Annotated in this window: 21 protein-coding genes; 7 read left to right on the top strand and 14 right to left on the bottom strand. The window is 70.1% G+C overall.

What is annotated here, in order from left to right:
- Positions 1–2 precede the first annotated feature (2 nt).
- The 3 genes from ABUE11_RS17355 to ABUE11_RS17345 are packed head-to-tail and all read left to right on the top strand — an operon-like array spanning position 3 to position 3,540.
- Positions 3–818: a carbon-nitrogen hydrolase family protein gene (locus ABUE11_RS17355; RefSeq protein WP_367068855.1), complete on the top strand. Its 816-nt coding sequence runs from the start codon at positions 3–5 to the stop codon at positions 816–818.
- A 17-nt stretch (positions 819–835) separates the two neighbouring features.
- The gene (locus ABUE11_RS17350; protein ID WP_367066686.1) at positions 836–2,905 is read left to right on the top strand and encodes an ATP-binding protein; all 2,070 of its coding nucleotides are present in this window, start codon (positions 836–838) and stop codon (positions 2,903–2,905) included.
- The gene (locus ABUE11_RS17345; protein ID WP_367066685.1) at positions 2,905–3,540 is read left to right on the top strand and encodes a response regulator; all 636 of its coding nucleotides are present in this window, start codon (positions 2,905–2,907) and stop codon (positions 3,538–3,540) included. Before ABUE11_RS17350 ends, ABUE11_RS17345 begins: the two co-directional genes overlap by 1 nt.
- Before the next feature lie 19 nt (positions 3,541–3,559).
- Here ABUE11_RS17345 and ABUE11_RS17340 read toward each other — a convergent pair whose 3' ends face one another.
- A complete protein-coding gene (locus ABUE11_RS17340; RefSeq protein WP_367066684.1) occupies positions 3,560–4,204 on the bottom strand; it encodes an OmpA family protein in 645 nt (214 codons plus the stop codon).
- Between the two features lie 229 nt (positions 4,205–4,433).
- On the opposite strand from ABUE11_RS17340, the gene ABUE11_RS17335 reads away from it, so the two are divergent.
- A complete protein-coding gene (locus ABUE11_RS17335) occupies positions 4,434–5,573 on the top strand; it encodes an MltA domain-containing protein (protein WP_367066683.1) in 1,140 nt (379 codons plus the stop codon).
- Here the strand turns inward: ABUE11_RS17335 and ABUE11_RS17330 are convergent.
- From ABUE11_RS17330 to ABUE11_RS17290, 9 genes are all read right to left on the bottom strand, one after another.
- Positions 5,530–6,138, bottom strand: coding sequence for a GyrI-like domain-containing protein (locus ABUE11_RS17330; RefSeq protein WP_367066682.1), 609 nt, complete (start codon positions 6,136–6,138; stop codon positions 5,530–5,532). The two genes, ABUE11_RS17335 and ABUE11_RS17330, sit on opposite strands and share 44 nt — an antisense overlap.
- Before the next feature lie 43 nt (positions 6,139–6,181).
- A complete protein-coding gene (locus tag ABUE11_RS17325; protein WP_367066681.1) occupies positions 6,182–7,192 on the bottom strand; it encodes an SDR family oxidoreductase in 1,011 nt (336 codons plus the stop codon).
- A 148-nt stretch (positions 7,193–7,340) separates the two neighbouring features.
- Positions 7,341–7,898 (bottom strand): DUF1439 domain-containing protein, encoded by a 558-nt coding sequence (locus ABUE11_RS17320; protein ID WP_367066680.1) that lies wholly within the window; start codon positions 7,896–7,898, stop codon positions 7,341–7,343.
- 34 nt (positions 7,899–7,932) lie between these two features.
- Positions 7,933–8,664, bottom strand: a complete 732-nt coding sequence (locus ABUE11_RS17315; RefSeq protein ID WP_367066679.1) for a tRNA-uridine aminocarboxypropyltransferase — start codon at positions 8,662–8,664, stop codon at positions 7,933–7,935.
- Positions 8,665–8,666: 2 nt separating this feature from the next.
- The gene (locus ABUE11_RS17310) at positions 8,667–9,596 is read right to left on the bottom strand and encodes an amino acid ABC transporter substrate-binding protein (RefSeq protein WP_367066678.1); all 930 of its coding nucleotides are present in this window, start codon (positions 9,594–9,596) and stop codon (positions 8,667–8,669) included.
- Positions 9,593–10,927: a dicarboxylate/amino acid:cation symporter gene (locus ABUE11_RS17305; RefSeq protein ID WP_367066677.1), complete on the bottom strand. Its 1,335-nt coding sequence runs from the start codon at positions 10,925–10,927 to the stop codon at positions 9,593–9,595. Before ABUE11_RS17305 ends, ABUE11_RS17310 begins: the two co-directional genes overlap by 4 nt.
- Positions 10,928–10,958: 31 nt before the next feature.
- Positions 10,959–11,651 carry a glutathione S-transferase N-terminal domain-containing protein gene (locus ABUE11_RS17300; protein WP_367066676.1) on the bottom strand — a complete coding sequence of 231 codons (693 nt, stop codon included), beginning with the start codon at positions 11,649–11,651 and terminating at the stop codon, positions 10,959–10,961.
- 45 nt (positions 11,652–11,696) lie between these two features.
- Positions 11,697–12,086: a VOC family protein gene (locus tag ABUE11_RS17295; RefSeq protein WP_367066675.1), complete on the bottom strand. Its 390-nt coding sequence runs from the start codon at positions 12,084–12,086 to the stop codon at positions 11,697–11,699.
- A 115-nt stretch (positions 12,087–12,201) separates the two neighbouring features.
- On the bottom strand, positions 12,202–15,114 hold the full coding sequence (locus ABUE11_RS17290; protein ID WP_367066674.1) for a DNA topoisomerase III: 2,913 nt from the start codon (positions 15,112–15,114) through the stop codon (positions 12,202–12,204).
- 106 nt (positions 15,115–15,220) lie between these two features.
- On the opposite strand from ABUE11_RS17290, the gene ABUE11_RS17285 reads away from it, so the two are divergent.
- The 3 genes from ABUE11_RS17285 to ABUE11_RS17275 are packed head-to-tail and all read left to right on the top strand — an operon-like array spanning position 15,221 to position 17,356.
- Complete coding sequence (locus ABUE11_RS17285) at positions 15,221–15,808, top strand: SET domain-containing protein-lysine N-methyltransferase (RefSeq protein ID WP_367066673.1); 588 nt, start codon at positions 15,221–15,223, stop codon at positions 15,806–15,808.
- On the top strand, positions 15,805–16,638 hold the full coding sequence (locus ABUE11_RS17280) for a biotin--[acetyl-CoA-carboxylase] ligase (protein WP_367066672.1): 834 nt from the start codon (positions 15,805–15,807) through the stop codon (positions 16,636–16,638). The genes ABUE11_RS17285 and ABUE11_RS17280 overlap by 4 nt, the downstream gene beginning before the upstream one ends.
- A gap of 1 nt (position 16,639) precedes the next feature.
- On the top strand, positions 16,640–17,356 hold the full coding sequence (locus tag ABUE11_RS17275) for an SPOR domain-containing protein (protein WP_367066671.1): 717 nt from the start codon (positions 16,640–16,642) through the stop codon (positions 17,354–17,356).
- A gap of 7 nt (positions 17,357–17,363) precedes the next feature.
- On the opposite strand, the gene ABUE11_RS17270 is transcribed toward ABUE11_RS17275, so the two are convergent.
- Genes ABUE11_RS17270 through ABUE11_RS17255 form a run of 4 tightly spaced genes read right to left on the bottom strand, consistent with a single transcriptional unit; the run spans position 17,364 to position 20,473 of the window.
- Positions 17,364–17,984: a hypothetical protein gene (locus ABUE11_RS17270; RefSeq protein WP_367066669.1), complete on the bottom strand. Its 621-nt coding sequence runs from the start codon at positions 17,982–17,984 to the stop codon at positions 17,364–17,366.
- 49 nt (positions 17,985–18,033) lie between these two features.
- Positions 18,034–18,582 (bottom strand): GTP-binding protein, encoded by a 549-nt coding sequence (locus ABUE11_RS17265; RefSeq protein WP_367066668.1) that lies wholly within the window; start codon positions 18,580–18,582, stop codon positions 18,034–18,036.
- A gap of 14 nt (positions 18,583–18,596) precedes the next feature.
- On the bottom strand, positions 18,597–19,895 hold the full coding sequence (locus tag ABUE11_RS17260; RefSeq protein WP_367066666.1) for a hypothetical protein: 1,299 nt from the start codon (positions 19,893–19,895) through the stop codon (positions 18,597–18,599).
- Positions 19,892–20,473, bottom strand: coding sequence for a hypothetical protein (locus tag ABUE11_RS17255; RefSeq protein ID WP_367066664.1), 582 nt, complete (start codon positions 20,471–20,473; stop codon positions 19,892–19,894). The genes ABUE11_RS17260 and ABUE11_RS17255 overlap by 4 nt, the downstream gene beginning before the upstream one ends.
- Position 20,474: the final 1 nt, after the last annotated feature.

Below are 20,474 nucleotides of genomic sequence, written 5' to 3'. Positions count from 1 at the left end.
GCATGAAAGTCGCAGCCCTGCAAATGGTCTCTGGCGTGCAGCAGCAGACCAATCTGGATCAGGCGCGCCATCTGCTCGAGCAAGCTGCCCTGGCCGGGGCCGAGCTGGCCGTGCTGCCCGAGTACTTCGGTGCCATGGGCCTGCGCGACGAGGACAAGCTGCAGCTGCGCGAGACCATGGGCGACGGGCCGGTGCAGCGCTTTCTGTCGCGCGCGGCGCGCGAGCTCGGGCTGTGGATCGTGGGCGGCACGCTGCCGCTCGCGGGTGACGACCCGCGGCGCGTGTACAACAGCTCGCTGGTCTTCGCGCCCGATGGCGCCTGCGTGGCGCGCTACGACAAGATCCACCTGTTTCGCTTCGACAACGGCCAGGAGCGGTTCGACGAGGCGCGCGTGATCGCGCCGGGCCGGGACAGCGTGCGCTTTGCGCTCACGGCGCGCGATGGCCGGGTCTGGCATGTGGGCCTGTCCGTGTGCTATGACCTGCGCTTTCCCGAGCTCTACCGTGACCATGCACGCTCCGGCGCCGAGCTGCTGCTCGTGCCCAGCGCCTTCACCTGGACCACGGGGCGGGCGCACTGGGAGCTGCTGCTGCGCGCCCGCGCCGTGGAAAACCTGGCCTATGTGCTGGCCCCGGCCCAGGGCGGAACGCACGAGAACGGCCGGCGCACCTGGGGCCACAGCATGCTCGTCGATCCATGGGGCCAGGTGCTGGCGCAGCGGGCCGAGGGCGCAGGCGTGGTGCTGGGCGAGCTCGATGCCGACACCTTGCGCCATCTGCGCGGCCAGTTGCCGGCGCTCTCGCATCGCGTGCTGTAGGCCGCATCGGGAAAGTCATGCAGGACGAGGCGGACGGCGTGCAGGAGCAGGGCAGCGACAGGCTGCCGCGGCGCTGGCGCCGCTGGCTCGGCGCATGGCGGCGCTGGTCGCTGTGGGTGCTGCTGCTGGCGCTGGTGGCCAGCATGCTGGTGACGCTGGTGTGGCTGGCCGGCCGCTACGAGGCCGCCGAGGTGCAGAGCCGGCTCGAACGCGACACGGCCGACGCCGTGGCCGACATGCGCAGCGCCTTTGCGCACAACCTGCAGAACCTGCAGGCCCTGCAGGCGGGCGACCCCGACCTCACGACCTGGGAGCTGCGCGCCGGAGAGCTGCTGTCCACGCGCCGCGAGCTGGTGCGCATCGAGTGGCGCGACGCGCAGCTGCAGATGCGCGCGCATGCCGAATCGCCTTACCGCGCACCGCACTGGGACCAGGGCGAGCGCAGCAGCGTGCACTCCGAGGCGGCCCTGGCCTGCATCAACGCGCGGCGCATCACCGGGGCGTCGTATTCCAGCAGCTACTTCCAGCCCATGCCCGATGGCGTGGGCGCGGAGATGATGGAGGTCTGCCTGCCGCTGATCCACGAGGGGCGCGTGCGCGGCTTCGTCGTCGCCACCTACGCCCTGCAGACCGTGCTGCAGGACCTGGTGGCGCCCGGTCTGCAGCGTACCCAGGAGGTGTCGTTCACCGAGGCCGACGGCACGCGCCTGGCCCTGGTCGGTGCCATGCGCCGCGGCACGCGCATGTTCACGGCGCAGCAGCTGTTCGACCTGCCCGGCAACACCCTGGTGCTGCGCATGGATGGCTGGCATGCCGCGCCCAATGTGTTCCCGAACGTGCTCACGGCGCTGGTCACGGCCATGTCCATTGCGCTGGTGTCGGTGCTGGTGGTGCTGGTGCGGGACAACCGCCGGCGCCTGCGCGCCGAGCGCGACCTGGGCGATGCGCTGGCGTTTCGCAAGGCCATGGAGGACTCGCTCGTCACCGGCCTGCGCGCCCGTGACGTGCGCGGGCGCATCACCTACGTCAATCCGGCCTTCTGCAGCATGGTGGGCTTTTCGGCCGACGAGCTCGTGGGCCAGGCCACGCCGCCGTACTGGCCGCCCGAGCATGCGCAGGAATACGCCGAGCGCCAGGGCGTGCGCATGGCAGGCCGGCTCGACCCGCCGCGCGAGGGCTATGAGTCCATCTTCATGCGCAAGGACGGCACGCGCCTGACAGTCATGATCTACGAGGCACCGCTGATCAACGCCCAGGGCCTGCACACGGGCTGGATGGGGTCGTTTCTCGATGTCACGGGGCAGCGCCGGGCCGAGGAGCTCTCGCGCACCTCGCAGGAGCGACTGCAGGCCACGGCACGCCTGGCCACCGTGGGGGAAATGGCGTCGCTGCTCAGCCATGAGCTCAACCAGCCCCTGGCCGCCATCTCCAGCTACGCCACGGGGTCGCTGAATCTGCTCGAGCCCGGAGCCTCTGCCGCCGCGCCCGCCGAGCAGGACCTGGCCGACGTGCGCCTGGCCGTGCAGCGCATCGCGGCCCAGGCCGAGCGCGCGGGCCGTGTCATCAAGAGCGTGCACGACTTCGTGCGCCGGCGTGACCAGTCGCGTGAACCCATCGCGGCGCAGGCGCTGTTCGACGCCGTGCTGCCGCTCATCCGGCTGCAGGCGCACAAGCTCGCCGTGCGCGTGATGCTCGACATCCCGCCGGACCTGCCGCAGGTATGGTGCGACGCGACCATGGTCGAGCAGGTGCTGCTGAACCTGGCACGCAATGCCATGCAGGCCATGGACGAGCCCGAGACACGCACGCGCATCCTGGAGCTGCGCGTGCGCCGCGCACCCTCCAACGGCACCAAGGGCTGGCTGGAGTTCTCCGTGGCCGACATGGGCAAGGGCATAGCGCCCGAGGTCGCAAAGCGGCTGTTCACGCCGTTCTACACCACGCGTGCCGAGGGCATGGGGCTGGGCCTGAGCCTGTGCCGCACGGTGGTCGAGCAGCATGGCGGCTTTCTGGCCTACACGGCGCGCACGCCCCGTGGTACGGTCTTCACCTTCACGCTGCCCGTATTTGAGGAAACCAAGCACTGATGGACTCCACCGCCCCTGCCACCGTGTACATCGTGGACGACGACGCCGAGGTGCGCGAGGCCATGGCCTGGCTGCTGCGCTCGCGCCGCCTGCTGAGCGAGGCCTATGCCAGCGCCGAGGCCTTCGAGCTCATGCTGGAAGAGCGCGCCGCGCGCGGACTGGCCCAGCGCGGCCCCTGCTGCCTGCTGCTCGATGTGCGCATGCCCGGCATGAGCGGCCTGGCGCTGTTCGACAAGCTCGTCGAGCGCGGCCAGACGGCCGCCATACCGGTGATCTTCCTCACGGGCCATGCCGACGTGCCCACGGCCGTGGCCACGGTCAAGCGCGGCGCCTTCGATTTCTGTGAAAAGCCGTTCTCGGACAACCAGCTCGTCGACCGCGTGCTGGCGGCGCTGGAGCTGTCGGCGCGCCATCTGCAGGACTGCCGCGCGCAGCACCAGCTGCAGGACCGGCTGGCCGAGCTGACCGAGCGCGAGCATGACGTGATGCGCCTGGTGGTCGAAGGCCTGCCCAACAAGCTGATCGCGGACCAGCTCAACATCAGCGTGCGCACGGTGGAGGTGCACCGCGCGCGCGTGTTCGAGAAGATGCAGGTCAAGTCCGCCGTCGAGCTGGCGAACCTGCTGCGCGCCTGACGTTCTGCCGCTGCCGGTTTCAGCCCTGGCGCTGACCCACGTAGATCTCCACCCGGCGGTTGCGCGCGCGGCCCTCGGCCGTGGCGTTGGTCGCAATCGGCTCGTGCGAGCCGCGGCCCGCGACATGGATGCGCGCGCCGCTCACGCCGCGCGCCGTGAGGTAGTTGCGCGCGCTCTCTGCGCGATCGAGCGAGAGCGGGTCGTTGATGGCGTCGTTGCCCGTGGAGTCGGTGTGGCCGATGATGCGGACCTCGGTGTTGGGGTTGTTGCGCAGGCCCTCGGCGAAGCGGTCCAGGATGGGGCGGAAGCTCGGCTCGATGTCGGAGCGGTTGGTGGCGAACGAGATGTCGCTCGGAATGTCGAGCTTGAGCTGGTTGTCGGCCGTCTGCGACACGGTCACGCCCGTGCCCTGGGTGGCGGCCTGCATCTCCCGCTTCTGCTGCTCCATGTGCTGCGACCAGATGTAGGTGCCCAGCGCGCCCACGCCCGCGCCGATCACGGCGCCCGTGCCGGCCTTGCCTCCCGTCATGGCACCGATGGCGGCGCCGCCCAGGGCGCCCGCGCCCGCGCCGATGGCGGTGCGACGCTGGGTGTCGCTCATTTCGGCGCAGCCGGAGGTCAGCAGGATGGCGATCGCCGTACCTGCGATAAGAGAGTTGCGCATGTCGGATTCCTTGTATGAAGAGAGAGTGAGGGGTCGACGCCAAGCCTAGCAGGCATGGCGTGCGAGCGCTGTAGGAATGGGCCCCGGGGGCGGGCCGGCTGGTGACAACAACCGTCAATCCTCCTGGTCGGGCGGCAGTTCGCCCCGCTTGCGTCCGGAGAACATGGTCCACCAGATAATCCCCACCAGGATCAGCAGCGCCACCAGCGCCTCAAGCAAAATCAGCCCCATGAACCTTCGTCTCCTGCGCCTGCTTGTTACCGCGTCGATTGTAGGAATCCTCGCGGCCTGTTCCACGCCGGTGCCCCTGGGGCCGTCGGATCCGTCCGCGCGTCCCGCCGCGACGGGGCCGGCCGCGGCGGTGGTGCCTGGCACGCTGGCCCAGGCCAAGAGCCGCTGGGTGCCGGCGACCTGGAGCGAGCTGCCGGGCTTTGACGGCGATGCGCTGCACGAGGCCTGGAACGCCTGGCTGCGCAGCTGCGAGCGCCCGGCGCCGGCGTTTGCGCCGCTGTGCGGCGATGTGCGCCGGCTGAGCATCGCCAGCGCCGAGGAGCAGCGCGGCTGGATCATGCAGCGCCTGCAGCCCTACCGCATCGAATCGCTCGACGGCGGCGCCGAGGGGCTGCTCACGGGGTACTTCGAGCCCTTCCTGGAGGCCTCGCGCCGGCCGGGCAACGGCTTTGTCGTGCCGCTGTACGCGCCGCCGGCGGACCTGGGCAGGCGCCGGCCCTGGTATACGCGTCAGCAGATCGAGACCCTGCCCGAGGCCCAGGCCCAGCTCGCCGGTCGCGCCATCGCCTGGGTGCGCGACCCGGTGCAGGCCATGGTGCTGCACATCCAGGGCTCGGGCCGGCTGCGCGTCCAGGAGGCCGACGGCAGCCAGCGTCTCGTGCGCCTGGCGTTCGCCGGCACCAACGACCAGCCGTACAGGAGCGTGGGCCGCTGGCTGCTGGACCAGGGCCTGGTGCGCGACGCCACCTGGCCCGGCATCACGGCCTGGGTGCAGCAGAACCCGCAGCGCGTCAATGAGATGCTGTGGTCCAACCCGCGCTACGTGTTCTTCCGCGAGGAGCCGCTCGACGCGCTGGACGCCGGCTTTGGCCCCAAGGGCGCGCAGGGCGTGCCGCTCACGCCGGGGCGCTCGATCGCCGTGGACCGCCAGAGCATCCCCTATGGCACGCCCGTGTGGCTTGCATCGAGCGGGCCCACGGCCGAGCTCTCGCGCCTGGTGCTGGCGCAGGACACGGGCAGCGCCATCGTCGGTGCCGTGCGCGCCGACTATTTCACGGGCTGGGGCCAGGAGGCCGGCGATCTCGCGGGACGGCTCAAGCAGAACCTGCGCCTGTGGGCGCTGTGGCCCAAGAACTGACCCCCGTGGCCCAGGCAAGTCCGCTGCCCGCACGCAGCGGCAGATAGAGCTCGGTGCGCCATGCGCTCGCGTCCGAGCCGATCTCGGGCCCCGTGACATAGCATTCCCACAGCTCGCCCGTGGCGGCCAGTCCCTGCCGCGCGATCCACGCCTGCAGGTCGGCCCAGGCCCTGGGCAGGTCCTCGTAGCGGCCGCGGTACAGCGCATGGGCCGCGCGCATGACTGGCCATTGGCTCGGGTGCACATGGCCTGCCGCCCGTACCGGCAGGTCCACGGCCACGCCGACCTCGCAGTCGAAGCTGTCGGTGGGGTCACGCATGTGGTGCGTGAACAGCGGGCCCATGGCGCGGGCGCCCTGGGTCTTGATGCGGTCGAGCAGCTCGCGCACGCCGCGGTTCAGCGTGCAGGACAGCTCCTCGCGGGGGCAGTGGATGCGCACCACGGCAATCGCGCGCGCGGGGTCGATGTCGATGATCTTCGGTGCCTCGATCATGATCGCCTCCTGCGCCAGCATGCGGTTGCCCGGTGGCGGTGCCCCCGGGGCCTGGGCAATCGTAGATCGCACGCGGCCCTCTTGTCTGTAGGAGGGTGGCGAAAGCATGTAACCGTCAGCGCCGCCGCCCGAGCCACCAGCCCGCGGCCAGGCCCAGGGCGCCGAGCAGGGCCACCAGGCCGGCCGACCCCTTCATGTGCCGGCGGTGGCCGCCGTCGATGGCCGTGTGCAGCGACGGGCGGAACAGATTGCCCTCGGAGACGGGCGCGGGCGCCGCGCGGCGCAGCCCCTGGTCGCTGAGCCAGCGCAGCGCGCGCGCCGTGCCCTGGGGTGCGAGCGCGTGGGCGAGCCTGCCGGGCAGCGCACCCAGGCCCAGCCAGGTGACGGCGCGTGGTTCGGGGCTGTCGGCCAGGGCCACGATGGCCTGGGCCACGGCATGGGGATCGACCATGGGCAGAGGCGCGCGCAGGCGCCGGCCCGTGTAGTTGGCGCCATGGGACATGCCCGGGGTGTCGACCACGGTGGGCGCCACGTCGCAGATATGCACGCGCGGCAGGTCGGCGACCTCGGCGCGCAGGCTCTCGGAGAGGCCGCGCAGCCCGAACTTGCTCGCCGCATAGGCCGCGGCATAGGGCGTGGGCAGCCAGCCGCCGAGCGAGATCAGGTTCACCAGCAGGCCGCTGCCCTGGGCGCGAAAGCGCGTGAGTGCCGCATGCGCGCCGTGCAGGTGGCCGAGCAGGTTGGCCTCGACCACGCGCCGGTGCGCCGCCAGCGGCACGCCGTCAAAGCGCCCCACGGCACCCACGCCCACGGCGTTGACCCAGATGTCGATGCGCCCGAAGTGGCGCTGGGCCTTGTCGGCCAGCGCGAGCACGGCATCGGCATCGGTCACGTCCGTGGGTATGCCCAGGGCCTGGCCGCCCGCGGCGCGGCAGGCCAGGGCCACGGGCGCCAGGGTGTCGGCATTGCGCGCGGCCAGCACCAGGCGCGCGCCGCGCCCGGCAAAGGCCAGCGCCGTCGCATGGCCTATGCCGCTGGAGGCGCCGGTGATCACCACCACCGGCTCCGGCGGGGCGGCGGTCAGGCTGTCGGGTGCGGCGGCTGCGGAGGGTAGGGGCTGGCGCATGGTCTGGCCGGGGCGGTGGTGGCAATGCCTTGTTTGTAACCGCTAGTCCGCCATGGTGGCGTAGGACATGGCCCGCGCAGGAAATATGAGTCAAAACGGGCTCCAACGCCCTTCCATCAAGCGCTGAAAGCTATAAATTCAAAAGCAATCAGGGCAGTGGTCTTGCGCCAAAGCGCAGCAGCAGGCCGCGTGGCGTGACGCTGATGGCCTCGGGCTGCAGCCCCAGCGCGTGGACGGACGCCAGATCCTTGTCGCGCAGCCGGTGCAGCACGACCTCGCGCAGCGACTGGTCGGCAAGCTGCTGGCCGTAGCGCTGCAGGAGTGCGGCGGCCTGGGGCCTGAGGCCGTCCACGCGCAGCGCGTTCACATGCAGCTGGTGCGCGCGGATGCTGCGGTCCGTGGGCTCGTAGCGCAGGCCGAAGTCCACGTCGAACAGCCCGCCGTGGCGCTGCGCCAGCAGCGGGCCGGTGGCGGCGAGGTCGAGCACGGCGTTGAGGCGGTTGCTCTCGGGCAGCAGGGTCAGGCGTGGCGTCTGCAGTTCCAGGTCCAGCAGGCCGGCGAGCGGGTAGCTGCGCGGAAAGCGCTCGGCCAGGGCCTGCTGCAGCTGCTGCAGGCTGATGGTGTAGCCGGGCTCGGCGCTGGCGCAGCCGGCCAGCAGCGCCAGGGCCGCGGTGCCGGCGTTGTTCAGAAAGCGTCTGCGGTGCATGGGCCCGATTGTGCCGGCATGCGCGCCGGCAGCTTCACGGCTGCGCCGCCGCCTCGCGCAGCCGCTGGAGAGCGGCGCTGGCCGGGTCCACGGGGCGCTGCTCGCGCGCCAGCAGGTAGCGCTCGGAAAACAGGTCCAGCCAGGCCTGCAGCAGCGCGCCGGCGCGCAGGTCACCCGCCTGGGCCAGGCACAGGGCCGCGACCTCGGCGGTGCAGAAATGGTCGCCGCGCGTGGAGCGGCGCAGCCGGTAGCGCGAGGCCGTGTCGCTGTGCAGGCTGAGCACGGGCAGATGCGCCAGATAGGGGCTCTTGCGGAACATCTTGCTCGCCTCGGGCCAGGTGGCGTCGAGCAGCACAAACAGCGGGCGTTTGCCCGTTCCAGGGTCCGTGGGCGCCACTTGCTGCACCACGCGCTCGGGCGCGGCGAACTCGCCCGGGAACACCACACAGGGCTGCCACTCTGGGTCGGCGAGCAGGGCCAGCAGGGCCGGGTCGACCTCGGTGCGCGCCCAGCCGAAGGCATAGGTGTCGGCCACCAAATCGGCGATCAGCCAGCCGGTGTTGCTGGGCTTGAGTGGCTCGATGTCGTGCATCAGGAGGCAGACGCCGGCGCGCGCCTCGACGTGCGGGCGCAGCGCGCAGATGCAGTGGCTGGGCACGAGCCGGCAGCCCGGGCAATGCGCGCGGCGCGAGCCGCCGCGCGCCAGAAACGGCTTGGCGCTGCGCGCCAGGCGTGCGGCGCGCAGGCGGGAGACGGCGTGGGCCATGGCTACTCGACCTGCGCCGCCGCCAGGCTTTGCACGATGGCCTCGAGCTGGGCGCTCATGGGCAGGCCCAGGCGCTCGCCGCTGCCGGGCAGCTTCTGCAGGAACCAGCGCCGGTACTGGCGGTCGATCTCGCCGTCGCGGGCCAGCCGGCGCATGGCGTCCGTGACCAGCCTGGCCAGCTGCGGGTCGCCTTGGCGGAACATGATGGCGTAGGGCTCGTAGGAGAGCAGCTCGCCGACCACGGCCAGGCGCCCGGCCGCGTCCGGGGTCTGCGCGAGCAGGCCGTAGAGCAGCACGTCATCGGTGGCGAAGGCATCGGCTGCGCCGTCCGCCACCTGCGCGAAGGCCTGGGCATGGTCGGGCGCGACCACGATGCCCATGGGGATCTTCAGGCGCTGCGACAGGCTGCGCATCACCGGCTCGTTGGTGGTGCCAGCGGTCACGACCACCTTCTTGTCCACCAGGTCACGCCAGTCGCGTATGCCGCCGCCCTTGCGCACCAAGAGGCGCGTGCCCGCGACGAAGATGGTGGGCGAGAAGGCCACGGTCTTCTGCCGCTCCAGATTGCTCGTGGTGGAGCCGCATTCGAGGTCGGCCTGGCCCGAGGTGATGGCCTGCATGCGCGTGGCCGAGGTCACGGGCACCCAGCGGATCTGCAGCGGGCGCTGCACGGCCGTCTCCATCGCACCCACGAGGGACTTGCACAGCTCGATCGAGTAGCCAATGGGCTGGCCGCGCGCGTCGAGGTAGGAGAACGGCACCGAGCTGCCGCGGTAGGCCAGTGCCACGGTGCCGCTCGCGTGCACCTTGGCCAGCGTGCCCGTGAGCGCCTGGGGCCCGGGGTTGGCGGGGGTGCTGTCGATGTCCTGCGCCTGCGCGGCCAGGGCCGCCAGCAGGGGCAGGGCGCACAGCAGGCGGCGCAGGGTTTTCATGCCAGATCCTGTCCGGGAATCGGGTGGGCGCGCGCGGCGGCCTCCTCGTCCATGCGGCGCGCATGGGCGTCGGCCTCGTCCTGGGGCAGGAGCTGGTCCTCCCACTTGGCCACGACGGCGCTGGCAATCGAGTTGCCCACGGCGTTGGTGGCCGAGCGGCCCATGTCGAGGAAGGTGTCCACGCCCAGGATCAGGAGCAGGCCGGCCTCGGGAATGTCGAACTGGTTCAGCGTGGCGGCGATCACCACCAGCGAGGCGCGCGGCACGCCGGCCATGCCCTTGGAGGTGAGCATGAGGATGAGCAGCATGGTGATCTGCGTCGCCATGGACAGGTGGATGTCATAGGCCTGGGCGATGAACAGCGTGGCGAAGGTGCAGTACATCATGGACCCGTCCAGGTTGAACGAGTAGCCCATGGGCATGACGAAGCTCGAGATCTTGCGCTTGACGCCGAAGCGGTCGAGCGCGTCCAGGATCTTGGGGTAGGCCGCCTCGGAGCTGGCCGTGGCAAAGGACAGCATGAAGGCCTCCTTGATCAGCACCATGAGCCTGAAGATGCGCGGCCCGAGGAAGACGAAGCCCGCGAGGATGAGCAGCGCCCAGAGCAGGAACAGGCCCAGGTAGAAGTCGCCCATGAACACGGCGAACTTGAGCAGAATGCCCAGGCCGTTCACGGCCACCGTGGCCGCCATGGCCGAGAGCACGGCCAGCGGCGCGAGCTTCATCACATAGCCCGTGATCTTGAGCATCACATGGGCCAGCTCCTCGACCACCAGCACCAGGGTCTTGCCCTTCTCGCCGAGCGCCGCCAGGGCCACGCCGAAGAACATCGAGAACACCACGATCTGCAGGATCTCGTTGTTCGCCATGGCCTCGGCAAAGGACTTTGGGACAAGGTGGTTGATGAATTCCTTGAGCGTGAACTTGGCCGTGGCCAGGTTGGTCGCCGCGCCCACCTCGGGCAGCGGCAGGCCCAGGTTGTGGCCGGGCTGCAGCCAGTTGGCCAGCACCAGGCCCAGCACCAGCGACACGAGCGACGCGGTGACGAACCACAGCATGGCCTTCAGGAACACGCGCCCCACCGAGGCCGCGTCGCCCATGTGCGCAATGCCCACGACCAGGGTGGAGAACACCAGCGGCCCGATCAGCATCTTGATCAGGCGCAGGAACACGTCCGAGGCGATCGAGATGTAGCCCGCGATCTCCTTGGCGGCCTGCTTGTCGGGAAACTGCACGAACACGAAATAGCCGATGCCGATGCCGATCAGCATGGCGATGAGGATCAAATATGCAGGCGGTATGCCTCTTTTTTCGGAAATTGGGGCAGTCATGGTGTGATCCTCGTGCGGAGCGGGCTGTGTTCTATGTCGGGGTCTGCAGGCCGCGCTGCACGGGGGCTCGGCCCTCGAATGCGGCGAGTGCGCGCTGGATCTGGACGAAGTCGGAAAACCCCACCAGGTCGCCCGCACCATAAAACCCCACGAGGTTGCGCACCCAGGGGAAGACGGCGACATCGGCGATGGTGTAGTCGGGCCCCATGATCCATGTGCGCTCCGTCAGACGTTGCTCCAATACGCCAAGCAGACGCCGCGATTCTGCCACGTAGCGGTCGCGCGGCCGCTTGTCCTCATAGTCCCTGCCGGCAAACCTGTGGAAGAAGCCGAGCTGCCCGAACATCGGGCCCAGGCCGCCCATCTGCCACATCAGCCACTGCAGCGTCTCGTAGCGCGCGGCCGCATCCCGGGGCAGCAGCCGGCCGGTTTTTTCGGCCAGGTAGACCAGGATGGCGCCGGACTCCCACAGCGCCAGCGGCTGGCCGTCCGGGCCATCGGGGTCGATGATGGCCGGGATCTTGTTGTTCGGATTGAGCGCGAGAAACTCCGGCGAGAACTGGTCGTTGCTCTCGAAGCTCACCTTGTGCGCCTCATAGGGCAGACCCAGCTCCTCGAGCGCGATCGACACCTTGACGCCATTGGGCGTGGGCAGCGAATACAGCTGGATCCGGTCGGGGTGCCGGGCGGGCCATTTCGCGGTGATGGGGTGGGTCCATGCCATGGGCGTAGCCTCCTTCGGGGGTGGTTCAGGGGTGCGGCAGCGGCCTCAGCCCGCCTTGGCCGGCTGGTGCAGCACGCACAGCTTGTTGCCCGCGGGGTCGCGCAGGTAGGCCAGGTACATCCGGCCCGCGCCCTCGCCGCGCCAGCCGGGCGGGTCTTCGCAGGTCACGCCGCCGGCGGCCAGGCCCGCGGCGTGCGCGGCATTCGCCTGCTCGGGCGACTCGGCCACAAAACCCGTGGTGGCGCCGTTGCCGTGGCTGGCCGGTTCGCCATTGATCGGCGCGGAGATGGCGAAGGTGTTGCCGCCGTGGCGCCAGAAGGTGCGGTTCTTCGGGTCGGTGAAGCCCGGCTTGCAGCCCAGGCTGCCGAGGAAGGCGTCGTAGAACTGCCTGGATTTGTCGAGATCGCTCGCGCCGAGCATGACGTGGCTGAACATGTGCAAAAGTCTCCTGTGGTGGAATGGAACCGCCACGGCTGTGGCGGCCCGCATATCGTAGTGCGTGGCGCTGCCGGACCGGTCGCTGGGGCCAGGCCGGGCAGCGCAGCCTGCCTCAGGCCAGATGTGGCCCGAGCACGCCGGCCAGCTCGAACATGCCGATGCGGTCCTTGCCGAACACCGCGCGCAGCTTGTCGTCGGCGACGATGGTGCGCTTGTCCTGCGGGTCCTGCAGGCCGTGGGCCTTGATGTAGTCCCACATCTTCTTCACGGCCTCGGGGCGGGCCACGAGTTCGGCGCCGATCACGGCGGCCAGTGCGGCGCTCGGGGTCTTGCCGGCCGTCGTGCCGGTCTTGCGCGGGGTCTTGGCCGCGGCGCTCTTCTTGGTTGCAGGTTTAGTGGATTTTTGGGCTCCAGCTCCCGTCCCTGCTGCGCGAGCAGCTCCTGTTTTTGATGCTGCGCGGGCCGGGTACTTGCCCTCGCGCTGCTCGAACTCGAAGTTCACCTTGGCCGCCACCTTGTCCCAGACCAGATGCGCCTTGAAGGCGCGGCGCGTGCGGTTGGAGATGAACTTGTCCAGCAGGTCGGTCCTGCCGGTCTCGAGGAGCTTGTGCATCTGCGCGCGCTCCACGGGCTGCTGCAGGATGATCTTGCCGCTCTTGAAGCTGCACGTGGGCGTGGGGTGCTGTGCCGTGGGCACGGCGCGGCTGCAGACATAGTTGCTGCCATGCTCGTGCACCGGGCTGCCGCAGGCGGGGCACGGCCCCAGGCTGGCGTCGGCGAATTCGACCAGCTCGCCCGTTTCCTCGGCGTTTTTGTCGTCGCCGAAGTCGAATTCAAGCTTGTAGCGGCCCGGGGCCTCGTCGTCCTGCACGATGGCGACCTCGGCCGTGAACGGCCAGCCGGCCTTGGAGCGAAAGCCCTCGAGCGGGCCGAGCTTGCGCGCGCGCAGCAGTTCCTCGGCCTCGGCCGTCTCGAAGGTGCGGCCCGCGGGCGACTTGCCGAACGAGAAGCCGCAGCCCTCGCCGCCGTCCCTGCCCACGCAGGCATAGCGGCGGTAGTTTTCACGCACCACGCCGCCGCAGTTGGGGCAGGGGCTGGCGAGCTCGGCGTAGTCGCCGGGGATGGTGTCGCGGTCGTATTCCTTGGCCTTTTTGACCATGCGCTCGGTCATGGCGGCGATCTGCTGCATGAAGCTCTCGCGCGAGAGCTCGCCGCGCTCCATCTGCGCGAGCTTGTACTCCCATTCGCCCGTGAGTTCGGCCTTGCACAGTTCGTCCACCTCCAGGCCGCGCAGGAGCGTCATGAGCTGGAAGGCCTTGGCCGTGGGGATGAGCTCGCGCCCCTCGCGCAGCATGTATTTCTCGGTCAGCAGCCCTTCGATGATGGCTGCGCGCGTGGCCGGCGTGCCCAGGCCCTTTTCCTGCATGGCGCTGCGCAGTTCCTCGTCGTCGATCTGCTTGCCCGCGCTCTCCATGGCGCCCAGCAGCGTGGCTTCGGAATAGCGCGCGGGCGGTTTGGTCTTGAGCCCCTTGGCCTCGGCGAATTCGGTGTGCGTCATCTCGCCGGGCCGCACGGGCACCAGCGGCTGGCCCTTGTCGCCCTCCTTGCCGCCCTCGACCTCGCTCGCGGCCTCCTTGCCGTAGATGGCGAGCCAGCCGGGCTTGACCAGCACCTTGCCCTCGGTCTTGAAGTGGTGGCCCAGCACCTGGCTGATGCGCGTCGTGACCTGGTATTCGGCGCTCGGGAAGAACACGGCCATGAAGCGGCGCACCACCAGGTCGTAGAGCTTTTGCTCGGCCTCGGACAGGCCGTGCGGCGCCTGCGTGGTGGGGATGATGGCGAAGTGGTCCGACACCTTGGCGTTGTCGAAGATGCGCCTGGAGGGCCGCACATAGCCGTCGTCCAGCGCCTGCTGGGCGTAGGGCGCGAGGTGGCGCATGCCGCTCGTGGCCAACATGGCGAAGGTGTTCTTGGCCACCGGCAGGTAGTCCTCGGGCAGGGCGCGCGAGTCGGTACGCGGGTAGGTCAGGGCCTTGTGCCTTTCATACAGCGCCTGGGCCAGGGCCAGCGTGGTCTTGGCCGAGAAGCCGAACTTGCCATTGGCCTCGCGCTGCAGGCTGGTGAGGTCGAACAGCAGCGGCGATGCCTGGGTCGTGGGCTTGGATTCCTCGGTGACCGTGGCGGCCTTGCCGCGCACGGCCTGGGCTATTGCTTCGGCGTCCTGGCGCGACCACAGGCGGTCGGCGCGCGCCTCGGGGTCGTCGCTCTTCTTCCACTGTGGGTCGAACCATTTGCCCAGGTATTGCCCGGCCTCGGCCTGAAAGCCCGCGTGGATCTCCCAGTAGTCGCGGCTCACGAACTTGCGGATCTTTTCCTCGCGCTCGACGACGAGCGACAGCGTGGGCGTCTGCACCCGGCCCACGGTGGTCAGGAAGAAGCCCCCGCCCTGGGAGTTGAAGGCCGTCATGGCGCGCGTGCCGTTGATGCCGACCAGCCAGTCGGCCTCGGAGCGGCTGCGCGCGGCGCTGGCCAGGCCCTGCATCTGCGCGTCGCTGCGCAGGCTCTCGAAGCCCTCGCGAATCGCCTGGGGCGTCATGCTCTGCAGCCACAGGCGCCGGATGGGCTTGCCCAGCGTGCCCTTGGCGCCGCCCGCGTACTGCTCGATGAGGCGGAAGATCAGCTCGCCCTCGCGCCCCGCGTCACAGGCGTTGACCAGTTCCGTCACGTCCTTGCGCTTGGCCTGTTTGACCACAGCGGCCAGGCGGCTCTTGGTCTTGTCCACGGGCTTCAGGTCGAAATGTGGCGGGATCACCGGCAGGTGGGCAAAGCTCCACTTGCCGCGCTTGACGTCGTACTGCTCGGGCGCCTGTATCTCCACCAGGTGGCCCACGGCGCTGGTGACCACATAGCGCTCGTTCTCGAAATGATCCTCGTGCTTGTCGAACTTGCCGGCCACGGGCGTGAGGGCGCGCACGATGTCCTGCGCCACCGAGGGTTTTTCTGCAATTACCAGGGTCTTGGTCATGTGTGGGTCTATCGGGCCAAATCGCGCCATGCCGGCGCTTCTACAATCGTCGCTCCACGCGCGCACGCGCATGTGTGCACATATTCAAGGTAGCAGAGTTTCCCCCATGTCCCGCAAGTCTCCGACCGCAGCCCCCATGCCAGCCGCAGGGCGGCGCATACAGACCCGGCGCTCGGGCGTGCATGGCAAGGGGGTGTTCGCGCTGCAGGACATCGCCGAGGGCGAGGTCATCATCGAGTACACCGGCGAGGTCATCAGCTGGCAGGAGGCGCAGGACAGGCACCCGCACGACCCGGCACAGCCCAACCACACCTTCTACTTCCATGTGGACGAAGACCGCGTGATCGACGCCAAGCATGGCGGCAACTCCTCGCGCTGGATCAACCACAGCTGCAACCCGAACTGCTTTGCCGACGAGCGTGATGGTCGCATCTTCATCACCGCGCTGCGCAACATCCGCGCCGGTGAGGAGCTCAACTACGACTACGGCCTGATCATCGAGGAGCGCTACACCAAGCGCCTCAAGGCCGAATACCCCTGCTGGTGCGGGAGCAAGAACTGCCGCGGCACGCTGCTCGCCCCCAAGCGCGGCTGGGCGCCGCCGGGCCTGCCGGCGCAGCCCGCGGGCGACAGGAAGGCAGACGGCAAGAACAAGGGCAAAAAGACGGGCAAGAACGGAGGCAAGGCGCGATGACCCCGTTGCACACGCGCTGGCCCGCCGAGGCCATCTGGCAGGCCGTGGCGCCGCTGCTGCCGGGCTTCACCGTCGAGGTGCTGCCCAGCATCGACTCCACGAGCAGCGAGCTCATGCGCCGCGCGCGTGCCGGTCGCCAGGAGCCCACGCTGCTCGTCGCCGAGACACAGACCGCGGGCCGCGGCCGCCTGGGCCGGGACTGGCACAGCGAGGCCATCTACCGCGACACCGGCGTGGTGCCCGCGCTCACCTTCTCGCTGGGCCTGCCGCTGGCGCCGCGCGACTGGTCGGGCCTGTCGCTGGCCGTGGGCGTGAGCGTGGCCGAGAGCCTGCAGCCGCAGCTGCCCGCGGCGGCCAGCGGCCAGCCGCGCGTGCTGCTCAAATGGCCCAACGACCTGTGGCTGCAGGACGGTCGCAAGCTCGGCGGCATCCTCGTGGAGACGGCCAGCCTGTCCGGCGTGGCGGGCGAGCCGCGCCATGTGGTCATAGGCATAGGCCTGAACGTGCTGCCCGTGCTGGCCCAGGGGCTGCGCACGCCGCCCGCCTGTCTGCGCGAGGTCGATGGCACGCTCACCGCGGCCCGGGCGCTCGAGCGCATCGCTGCGCCGCTGGTGCAGACCCTGCTCGGCTTTGCCGAGGCGGGCTTTGCGCCGTTCCAGGCGCGGTTTGCCCAGCGCGACCTGCTCGCGGGCCGCGCCGTGACGCTGAGCGACGGCAGCCAGGGCACGGCCCATGGCGTGGCCGAGGACGGTGCGCTGCTCGTGCACACGGCGCGCGGTATGCAGGTCGTCACCAGCGCCGAGATCAGCGTGCGCCCCGCGGAGGCCTGAGATGCTGCGCCTGGCCGTCGTTCTGCTGCTGCTGGCCAATGCCGGCTACTACGCCTGGGCCCATGGCCTGCTCCAGGGCTGGGGCCTGGGGCCCGTGAGCCAGTCCGAGCCGCAGCGCCTGGAGCAGCAGATCCAGCCGCAGAACCTGCGCCTGCTGCCCGCCGAGGATGGCGAGCCGGACAACATCCCGGCCAGGCCGGCCGGGGAAAGGGCGTACGGGGAAGGGACGAACGGGGAAAGGGCGGCTGCGCCCGGCGGCGCGCCAGGTCAGTCCGCCGTCTGCCTGCAGGCCGGCACCTTCGACGCGCGCCAGGCCGAGGCCCTGCGCCAGGCCGCGGCGCAGCTGCCTGCGGGCAGCTGGCGCCTCGATCCGATTCCGGTCTCCGGCCGCTGGATGGTCTATCTGGGCCGCTTTGCCGACGAGGAGGCCGTGGCCAGGAAGCGCGCCGAGCTGCGCGCACTCAAGATCGACTACGACAGGCCCGGAGCCGCGCTCGAGCCCGGTCTGTCGCTGGGGCGCTATTCCACCGCCGAGGGCGCGCAGCGCGCCCTCGCCCAGCTGAGCGAGCAGGGCGTGCGCAGGGCGCGCGTGGTGCAGGAGCGTGGCGACGCGCCGGCCTACCTGCTGCGCCTGCCGGCCGTGAGCGATGCGCAGCGCGCCGAGGCCGAGGCCGCGCTGCGCCCGGCCCTGGCGGGCAAGGCGCTGCGGCCCTGTTGAGCGGCCGCTACCGCGATGCGAACTTTGCGCCGGCGGCGCGTATGCCCCAGATCAGCTCCACCAGCGCGCGGTTGTTGAGCAGGGGCTCGCCGCCGATGATGAGCCAGTAACCCGTGCCGTCCACCCAGAACAGCATGAAGGTCGTGGTCGGCATCAGCATGTCGATGCTCTCGTGGAACGACACCGCCCGGCCCGTGCCACGGAAACCGCGCTGCTTCTGACGCCTGACGAAATCCAGGAAGTCGGCCGCGGCGACGCACAGCGTGTCGGCCTCGTCCTGGGCGTAGCCCACGCTTGCGAGGCAAAAGCCGTCGTCGGAGGCCAGGGCCGCCATGCGCGAGCCCGACAGTCCCGCGATCGCATGCGGCAGATAGTTGTCCAGGCGCACATCGGGTGCGCGCAGCTCGCGCTGCACCTCATGCACCCAGCCCTGGTCGAGCGCCTGCCGCAGCAGTTCCCCGCGCGCCTCATCCTGCGCCAGCCACACACCGCGGCGCAATGCCGCTTCGCGTGGCATGAGCGACTGCAGGGCCGAGCAGAGCGCGTCGGGCTCGCGGTCGGCATAGGCGTGCAGTGCCCCGGCGGGCGTGAGCATCAGATACGGATCTGATCCGGCGCTGTCGGTCATGGCATGGGCCGGCGCACAGGGTGGGCCGGATCGTGGCGTGGACAGGGTCTCAGCATTGTTCGGCGCCGCTGAAGGGGTCGAGGCTGTAGATCATGGTCTTGATCAGCGTGGACATGTCGGTGCGGCTGCGCGCATCGGTGTCCATGGCGCAGGGCGGCAGCCCCATGCGCACCAGCTCGTCGCAGATCAACTGGTGTGTCTGCCAGCCACCCCCTTCGGTGTGCGTGATGCCCACCACCAGAGACGTGCGGTCTATGAAGTCGCGGAACTCGTTGACATAGAGCCGCAGGTCGGCCACCGGGTCGACCGCGATGCCCCGGATCATGAGCACGAGGCCGAGCGCGTTCTCGGTGAGGATGTCCCACATGAAATCAAAGCGCTTCTGGCCCGGCGTTCCATACAGTCGCACCTGATCGCCATTGGCGAGCTTCATCAGGCCGTAGTCCATGGCCACGGTCGTGGACGACTTCATGCGCCTGACATCGTCGCTCGCCCTGGCCTCGGTGCTGACCACCTCGATGTCGGACAGGGATTGAATGGCGGTCGTCTTGCCCGACCCCACGGGGCCGGCAAACACCAGCTTGGAAATGGTTGCCATGGAAGTCCTGTTCCTCAGAAAAGCCTGTCGAGAAGTGACTTGAAGAATCCGCGTTGGGCCGCGGCCGGTCGTGCCATCGGCAAGCCGGTCCTGCGTGCGTCCGCGCCGCCGCCCTGCACGGCCGCTGCTCCGCACAGGCTCGTCAGCAGCGCGAAGCGATACACCTCCTGCGCCTTGCCGGGGAATGCGCGCACGAGGTCCGCCAGCGACTGCGATGCGCGCGCGCAGATGGTCGCGAGCTGGATGTCCAGCGGGCCCACGCGTGACAGCCGCGTGAAGTTGGGAAAGCGGCGCAGGCGCAGCGACAGGTCGCCCCGGGGTTCGAGCCGCAGGTCTTTCAGGGCGTCACCGGCGAGCTCCCAGAGCGCGTGGTCCAGTGCATTCCAGTGACGGTGCAGAGGCTCGCTGGCGATCTGGTGCAGTGCGTCCTCGAGCTGCGCCGGCTCTATGGGGGTGAGTGTGGCGCAGGCGTTCACGCCGGGCGTCTGCAGCCGCGAGACCAGGGTCTCGAGCGAAACGCCGCTCACCAGCCATCCCTGGCGTGGGTCGAGCACGCATATCGCCTCGTCGCCCGCGCGCAGCAGCTGAAGACCGTCCGCCGTGGCGAGGCGCACCATCAGCTCCATCACCGGCAATCGCCACACTTGCGGCATGGCCGCCACGAGCGTGCGCAATCCCTCGGGCCGCCAGGCGGCGGAGTGGTCGGCCGCCTCTGCGGGGTCGGGGGAGACCAAGGGCTGCCGCGGCGTGGCCTGGGCGCCGCTGTGGGCGTTCTTGATCTGCTCCGCGAGTGCCAGTGCCCGGCGCCAGGCCGGCAGCTCGGTCGGTGTCTCGGCGGTCGGGGCGGGCGTCGGGGGGGACCCCTGGGTCGAGGCCGGATCGGCACCGGGGCGTCCTGCGCCTGGCTGTGGCTCGCTGGCTGGCTCGTTCATGCCAATGCTCCTGAGCGCGTCGAGCATCTGCGCGCTGGTGTAGTGGAGGTTGATCCAGGCAAGGCGCGGTGCGTCGCCGCGCGCCAGAGGCGACTCCAGCCAGCCACCGCCCGAACCCCATATCAGCAGTACCGCCGGACGCCCGTCGAGGAACGCGAGCAGCCGCGCCTCGTTGTCCGCCGAATGCCTGCGCATGCCCAGCCCGAACAGGTCGATGACGCAATGTCCGCATGCGCGTGCATCGCTGCCTTGTCCGGGGACTGACAGGCTGTTGTTCCGGGCGATCGTCACCACCCGCTGCCTGCGCCAGTGCATGCCGATCAATATCTCTGTTGCGGCGGCTTCCCTGTCGGTCAGCCCTGCGAGCAGAACGCCGCTCATGCCGACACCTCCTTCTCCAGCAACATGGCGACAGCGTCCCAGCGCTGCGCCAGGACGCGTCCGCTGCGCGTCAGGGCCCTGCGCGCCAGCATGAAGGCCAGCGTGTCGCGGGCGCCCTCGCAATGCCGCAGAAAGGCCTCCTCCGCCACCGCGTCGCCCTGCAGCAGCCGTGGTATGGCCGCCTGGGCGATGCCGCGCGAGTCATCCACGCCGCACAGCACGGCACGTGAGGGCACATCCAGCGATGGCGAGGCCAGGACGCAGTAGCGCGTGGCCAGCGGCGTGATGCGCGGCAGGCGCCGGCCGCTGCGCGCCAGCGCGGCGAAGGTCTGCAACACAGGCGGCGCCAGACGCCCGGACACCAGCGGCTGCGCGAGCAGCCGGCCCAGGCGATCGGGCGCGGGGGCGCAGGCGTGCAGGCAATCGACGATGGCGCCCTGCAGGGGCTCCGTGCCGTCGAGCGCGCCGGCGGTGGCGACATGCGCCTCGTGCGCGCCCCAGTCGCCCGGGGTTCGCAACACGCCGCGCCCGGCCTGCCTGTGGCGCGCGCGTGCCTGCAGCGATGGGGTGATCTGCATG

The organism is Oryzisolibacter sp. LB2S, assembly GCF_040732315.1.
GTDB classification, from domain to species: domain Bacteria; phylum Pseudomonadota; class Gammaproteobacteria; order Burkholderiales; family Burkholderiaceae_C; genus Alicycliphilus; species Alicycliphilus soli.
The sequence above is the reverse complement of the archived record's forward strand: the minus strand, read 5'-3'. Positions and strand labels throughout refer to the sequence as shown.

Bases quoted from the DNA above. Each gene is read 5' to 3' on its own strand.
- ABUE11_RS17290 (WP_367066674.1), bottom strand. From the start codon at position 15,114: ATGACCAAGACCCTGGTAATTGCAGAAAAACCCTCGGTGGCGCAGGAC.
- ABUE11_RS17300 (WP_367066676.1), bottom strand. From the start codon at position 11,651: ATGGCATGGACCCACCCCATCACCGCGAAATGGCCCGCCCGGCACCCC.
- ABUE11_RS17260 (WP_367066666.1), bottom strand. From the start codon at position 19,895: ATGAGCGGCGTTCTGCTCGCAGGGCTGACCGACAGGGAAGCCGCCGCA.
- ABUE11_RS17295 (WP_367066675.1), bottom strand. From the start codon at position 12,086: ATGTTCAGCCACGTCATGCTCGGCGCGAGCGATCTCGACAAATCCAGG.
- ABUE11_RS17325 (WP_367066681.1), bottom strand. From the start codon at position 7,192: ATGCGCCAGCCCCTACCCTCCGCAGCCGCCGCACCCGACAGCCTGACC.
- ABUE11_RS17285 (WP_367066673.1), top strand. From the start codon at position 15,221: ATGTCCCGCAAGTCTCCGACCGCAGCCCCCATGCCAGCCGCAGGGCGG.
- ABUE11_RS17355 (WP_367068855.1), top strand. From the start codon at position 3: ATGAAAGTCGCAGCCCTGCAAATGGTCTCTGGCGTGCAGCAGCAGACC.
- ABUE11_RS17275 (WP_367066671.1), top strand. From the start codon at position 16,640: ATGCTGCGCCTGGCCGTCGTTCTGCTGCTGCTGGCCAATGCCGGCTAC.
- ABUE11_RS17305 (WP_367066677.1), bottom strand. From the start codon at position 10,927: ATGACTGCCCCAATTTCCGAAAAAAGAGGCATACCGCCTGCATATTTG.
- ABUE11_RS17315 (WP_367066679.1), bottom strand. From the start codon at position 8,664: ATGGCCCACGCCGTCTCCCGCCTGCGCGCCGCACGCCTGGCGCGCAGC.
- ABUE11_RS17265 (WP_367066668.1), bottom strand. From the start codon at position 18,582: ATGGCAACCATTTCCAAGCTGGTGTTTGCCGGCCCCGTGGGGTCGGGC.
- ABUE11_RS17320 (WP_367066680.1), bottom strand. From the start codon at position 7,898: ATGCACCGCAGACGCTTTCTGAACAACGCCGGCACCGCGGCCCTGGCG.
- ABUE11_RS17350 (WP_367066686.1), top strand. From the start codon at position 836: ATGCAGGACGAGGCGGACGGCGTGCAGGAGCAGGGCAGCGACAGGCTG.
- ABUE11_RS17280 (WP_367066672.1), top strand. From the start codon at position 15,805: ATGACCCCGTTGCACACGCGCTGGCCCGCCGAGGCCATCTGGCAGGCC.
- ABUE11_RS17270 (WP_367066669.1), bottom strand. From the start codon at position 17,984: ATGACCGACAGCGCCGGATCAGATCCGTATCTGATGCTCACGCCCGCC.
- ABUE11_RS17340 (WP_367066684.1), bottom strand. From the start codon at position 4,204: ATGCGCAACTCTCTTATCGCAGGTACGGCGATCGCCATCCTGCTGACC.
- ABUE11_RS17255 (WP_367066664.1), bottom strand. From the start codon at position 20,473: ATGCAGATCACCCCATCGCTGCAGGCACGCGCGCGCCACAGGCAGGCC.
- ABUE11_RS17310 (WP_367066678.1), bottom strand. From the start codon at position 9,596: ATGAAAACCCTGCGCCGCCTGCTGTGCGCCCTGCCCCTGCTGGCGGCC.
- ABUE11_RS17345 (WP_367066685.1), top strand. From the start codon at position 2,905: ATGGACTCCACCGCCCCTGCCACCGTGTACATCGTGGACGACGACGCC.
- ABUE11_RS17335 (WP_367066683.1), top strand. From the start codon at position 4,434: ATGAACCTTCGTCTCCTGCGCCTGCTTGTTACCGCGTCGATTGTAGGA.